This window comes from Mesorhizobium sp. WSM4848 (genome assembly GCF_055811375.1).
In genome coordinates, this window is the sequence record NZ_JBVVPX010000078.1 from 1 (window position 1) to 5,011 (window position 5,011).

Below are 5,011 nucleotides of genomic sequence, written 5' to 3' on the forward strand. Positions count from 1 at the left end.
AAGGCTCCTTCATTGTTGACTGCCGCACTTAATTTGGTTCGTCGTTCACCCGCGGCTGACTGTTCCCAGGCCGGCATTGTCGGGGACGTGCAGCGCCAAGAGTCCGTCCGCCGTTTCGATCCTAAGACAATATGGCCCCGGGTCATGTCCGACCGGGATGAAGGTATTGTTTTCCGCAAGGTCGACAAATCGCGAGCGCTTGTTAACGCTCCATTTGCGGATCCCGGCATCGAAAGAGCGACCAAGCGATACATCGCAGAGATGGAATGAGGCGCCGACCATGGCTTCACCTTCCCCGCTCCTCGCACTGCAGCAATGGCGCCGGCAATGCACACCCTGGCGAGACCCTTGCACAGCGCCGCTTCGCCTGTGACCGTCGCAAACAGCTCTTCCATGACTGAGTGCACCGCTCTATACCCGTCGGAATGTGCAAGTTGCCCGGCGATAACGGGATCGACGATCGACTGCGCCTGCGATTTCGAACCCCATCATCGTCCAGAAAGGCTGCCGTTATCAGATGCTTGGGCCGTCTAAGCTTGCTAGGTGCGACGATCGCCACGCGTTGCATATCTTGCTCCAGCGGTAAGATTTGCCAGAGGATAGCCGCATGCCACGCTGCATTGACAGCTTATGGCGACGTGCCATTGCAGGAATCAGGCGTTTGCCCCCAAGAGAGCGCAGGAATCCAATTGTTTTCGAGCGGGCTTACCGCATGGAAACATTTCTTGTGTTCAGTGATGTTTGAGCCCACCGGCTCGAAGGGGCCAGAGTGAAAGCTTTTTGAATGGAGGTTTGGAGAGACCCGATTCGGTTAATGTCTTCAGGGCAAAACGGCTGAACTGGATCAAAATTGCTTGGAGTGGCTGCGAGGTTTGCCTTTGCCGACAGGAAGTCGGGAACTGGCATTGCTCAGATCAGTTTATACTCGTCACCAAGCATTGGAACTCCGCATATCTCCTGAAGTGAAGACGAGTTCCGACCCGCGTGCCGTGGGATAGATGCGCACATCGGTTCTCAATCTGACCGCCTCCGACGCGTCTACGACGCGGAAGTTGCGGGTCTCGAAGCCGAGCTGGAGATGGCGCGCCGGGGCCGAAAATTGGGCCGCGAACGCACACTCTCGGTCAAGTAGCCTATTGCCGTTGAAAACCAACGACCGTTGCGGCTGGTCAGCGGCACAACGGAATATCCAGATGGCACCTTAAAATCAGGCCTGAAATGAATACCGAGGCCTCGTGCGTCTTCGATACAGCTGGATAAAGCCGGACCAATGATAGCGGCTTGCGAAAGATGCTCATCCTCGGCGCCAGTTCCTGGTTGCGTCAGGCAGGGCAAAGCCCGACAAGGCTCGCCCTGGATTCGCCGCCTCCTTGCCAGGCGGCCGGTCAAGGTTGCGGTCGTCGCTCAGGCGGCCAAGACCGCCCGCTTCATCTGGGCGATGCTGAACTCGGGCCAAGATTACAGGGCCTCGGATTACAGGGCCTCGGCTGCGGCCTAAGCCGCGACCTGGAACCTCACAGCGTAAGGAGCAAAAGGCAGCACGGCAAAATGGTCAGGACCTGAGTTGGGACACTCCGTTTCGTCATCACGCTACAAAAGCGCGCTGGGATGATTGGAACCCGATCCGCGTAACCTTGCGGGCCAGCGGTCACGATCTCGACCGCATCAACAGGCCGGATACATGACCGCTCCAGACTTGCGCCGCATCTGCTAATTGCCTCTTGCCTAAGAGGGGCCGTCCTTACAAGATCACTGATAATCAGGATTGAAGTACGCGCGCGTAGGATCGCCATTAAGGATGTCGTCAGGAATGGCGTTCGGCGGCGTATCGGGACCAGCCTCGACCAGCAGCACACGACTTCTATCGACAGAGAGTCTAGACGAACCCCATCGCGTTTGATCGCTTTTTACCTCCCACGCCATCGCGCGACTGGGGGGCGTTCGGTTGTATCCGAGGCGTCCGGCGCTCACTTCGTTACCTCACCATAGACATGTGGTAGCCCGGCCCGCGGTCGATGGTCCACACCCGGTACAGTTCAGGCCGATCTGCTTAAGACACCCAACCGGCGACGCCCGGTCGAGCTTTTCGGTCCCTTCCGCCCGCTGCTCCTGCAGGCGGGGCGGCATTGCAGCCGCCGTCGAAAAGCAGCAAGCTTGAGAGGTGGCTATTCCATGTACCTCCCGCGCCGTTACGGCGCACCGTCCAGTCCAGCATAGTGCTTCATGCTTTGCGCCCTTTCCTGATGCTACTGGCGCAAACCGCACGCTAGCCTCCAAGTTTTTAGGTCAGTTCTGTCCCCGGATCGTAGCTTCCCGTAGGTGCACCCCAATATCGCTCCTCCTCACTTTGGCTGCGGTACATTTTGCGCGCTGTCTCAAAAAACGCAGGTTTCCTGCGCGATAGATGGAAGTTTAGAATGTCCCAACGCGCCAGCACTTATACGATCTCCGAACCATGTGGATCCGAATGGGCAGGTGCCCACTACAGCGAAGTATCAGAAGACGCGCTTGTGATATGGTCAGAACTGAAATTGAGAGCCCAACGGCTTCAGGATGTGGCTGATGCGTAACCCAACCGTGATTTCAGGTGAAGCTGTAGACTCCAACGAGATAAAATCCGGATATCGGCTCGAATCGAGTATTGAGGACGCTAGAATGATGGTGTTACGCCCCCAAGCATCTCTCGGAATACTAACCCTCGACCAGGGGCAGCTGCCCACCTCTGCGAGAGGTAAAGAATTGGGCGCGATCGAGAATCATGCAACCTTTGGTTTTCCTATCATCACGGAAATTGTAGAGGAAACACGGGGTAAAAAAATGCTCCGCGGGGATCCGGCTCTTGAGCGTGGCTACATTGCAGCGGCGCAGCGGTTGGTCCGGCGTGGAGCTGTCGCGATCAGTTCAAACTGCGGTTTCACGATCCGATACCAGGCGGCTGTAGCCGCGTCTGTAGACGTACCCGTGGCAATGTCGAGCCTGCTCCTTCTGCCGGCGCTAATCCGCCAACTGCCGCCACCGGCCAAGATTGCCGTTCTGACCTATAGCTCCAGCGCCTTCGGCGACGATATGCTCGAGCTCAGCGATCCGACGGAGCGATCGAGAGTTGTGGTTGGCGGAATTGAAGGCAGCAAATACTGGCATGATGAGTTGAAGATTCCGGCGCCGCCGACCGATGTCGCCGCGATGGAGGTGGATGTCGGCGCTTGCATCACCAGGCTGAGAGCTGCCCATCCGGAGATTGCAGCCATCCTTTTCGAATGTGCGGGATTTCCTGTAGTCGCGCCTGCGATCCGCCGGCTCACGAACCTGCCAGTCTACGACATCACAGTTTTGTGTCGGATGGTCATCGCGTCGATCACATGAGAGTTCATGGCCGAGCCATGGCTCACGGGGCAAGTCACCTCGACAGCCGGCTGTTCAGGTCGCGCGCCAGCCAGTGCGCTGGCAGGCTTCCGCAGCGGCGCGAGCGACTTCTTCCCCCTGTTACGATAGTTTAGACTATCAGATAGGCTTCCTCACCCGACATAACTGTTTGTCGTCTCTCGGCGTTTTGACCCCGATAGGAGACCAGCGTGCCGAAGTCGAACTAATTTCTGCCAGGATGCTCACAACTGATGGACTCGGCCTTGCGTCCGTTAGCGTTCACGAGACGATTGTCGACCCTGGGATATACCGCCTGACGGTGTCAGGCTACCAGGACTCGGAGCGTGATTTTGACAGTGGTTGCGGCGCGCGAAGATCGTCGTCGCTGAAGTTGATGACGATGCCGTTCGCCGCTTTGCGCGGCATCGATGCCGCTTTCCCGGCATCCGCCGAGGCGATTATCTTTCCGCCAAATACGTGAAACGAGTGCGGCGGTTCGTGAGCTTTCTGGTGGAATGCGGTGTGGTGACGCCGTTGAGGCAGAATACGTCGCGCGCCCATGACGACCAGGTCCTTGCATTCCAAACTTGGCCCCAGGCCGCCGGTGACGCGATCATCGACTGCCTGCGAGAAGCGCGTCCAGACGCCGCCTGCCAGCAGATTTTCCTGTGGACCGTTGTACCGCATCAGCCACTGGCGAGCTCAAGTGTCGCAAGCATTGTCAGACTTGCGCTTGAGAGGGCGGGCATCGACGACGCTCCATCCCGAGGCGCCAATCTGCGCCGGCACTCCGTAGCGACTAGCATGCTGCGGGCCGGCGCCACGTTGGACACGATCGGAACCGTGCTGCTGCGCCATTGTCGGTCCACACGACAGCCCATTACGCGAAAGTGGACGTCAATATGCTGCTTCAGATCGCCGAGCCTTGGCCCGGGGAGCGCTACACGACATGCGGAACTGCAGCGGATAATGCTTCAAGTTCCTCGTCCATCACACGCTGCTGAAGAGCTTCACCGCTTTCGCCGAGGGCGATGATTATATTCAAGTTGCTCGCGTGCTCGAATAGGCGACGCTCGCACCCTCCCCACAACAACGGCGTAATCGGCTGCTGACTGTCCGCAGTTTTGCGCAGGCAGTCGCCGCCGAGGATCGGCGCCACGAGACCCCGGCCGCGGTGGCCTGTTCGAGCGGCGAATTGCTCACATCTACACGGCGGACGAGATCGCCGCGCTGATGTGTGCGGCGACCTGCCTCGAGCCATCTGCCTCGATCAGGCCGCTGATGTACGAGACACTCTTCGGCTTACTTTCTGTCGCCGGAATGCGCATTTCCGAAGCTCTCGATCTTCAACTCGTGACGGAGCCGCCGACGGCCTGATCATCCGGCAAACCAAGTTTCAAAATAGCCGCATGCTGCCGCTCAACCGGTATTTGTCGGCGCGTCGACGGGTCGGAACCTTGGACAGCGCGTTGTTCGTCTCCAACACTGGCGCGCCGCCATCCAACCGTGATCGCCGTCTTCCTTCGCCTTGCACGATCGGCCTGCCTGAGAGGAGAACCCGGCTGCGTATACCGATGAAGCCGGCCAGTCATTCCGATTTCATTCCGGCCACCATTCCGATTTGAAGGCGGCCATATCTCGGACTGAT

The 5,011-nt window shown here is 58.5% G+C and carries 4 protein-coding genes; 2 read left to right on the forward strand and 2 right to left on the reverse strand.

What is annotated here, in order from left to right; all coding sequences use genetic code 11:
• On the forward strand, positions 1 to 270 hold a 270-nt coding region (locus AC0L16_RS33200; RefSeq protein ID WP_473625738.1), incomplete at its 5' end, for a hypothetical protein.
• Positions 271 to 2,562: 2,292 nt separating this feature from the next.
• Positions 2,563 to 3,363 (forward strand): aspartate/glutamate racemase family protein, encoded by an 801-nt coding sequence (locus AC0L16_RS33205; protein ID WP_473625739.1) that lies wholly within the window; start codon positions 2,563 to 2,565, stop codon positions 3,361 to 3,363.
• A 327-nt stretch (positions 3,364 to 3,690) separates the two neighbouring features.
• On the opposite strand, the gene AC0L16_RS33210 is transcribed toward AC0L16_RS33205, so the two are convergent.
• On the reverse strand, positions 3,691 to 4,050 hold the full coding sequence (locus AC0L16_RS33210; protein WP_473625740.1) for a hypothetical protein: 360 nt from the start codon (positions 4,048 to 4,050) through the stop codon (positions 3,691 to 3,693).
• 253 nt (positions 4,051 to 4,303) lie between these two features.
• Positions 4,304 to 4,522, reverse strand: a complete 219-nt coding sequence (locus AC0L16_RS33215; protein WP_473625742.1) for a hypothetical protein — start codon at positions 4,520 to 4,522, stop codon at positions 4,304 to 4,306.
• Positions 4,523 to 5,011: the final 489 nt, after the last annotated feature.

Coding starts and splice junctions, on each gene's coding strand:
- AC0L16_RS33210 (WP_473625740.1), bottom strand. CDS start 4,050: ATGCGGTACAACGGTCCACAGGAAAATCTGCTGGCAGGCGGCGTCTGG.
- AC0L16_RS33205 (WP_473625739.1), top strand. CDS start 2,563: ATGCGTAACCCAACCGTGATTTCAGGTGAAGCTGTAGACTCCAACGAG.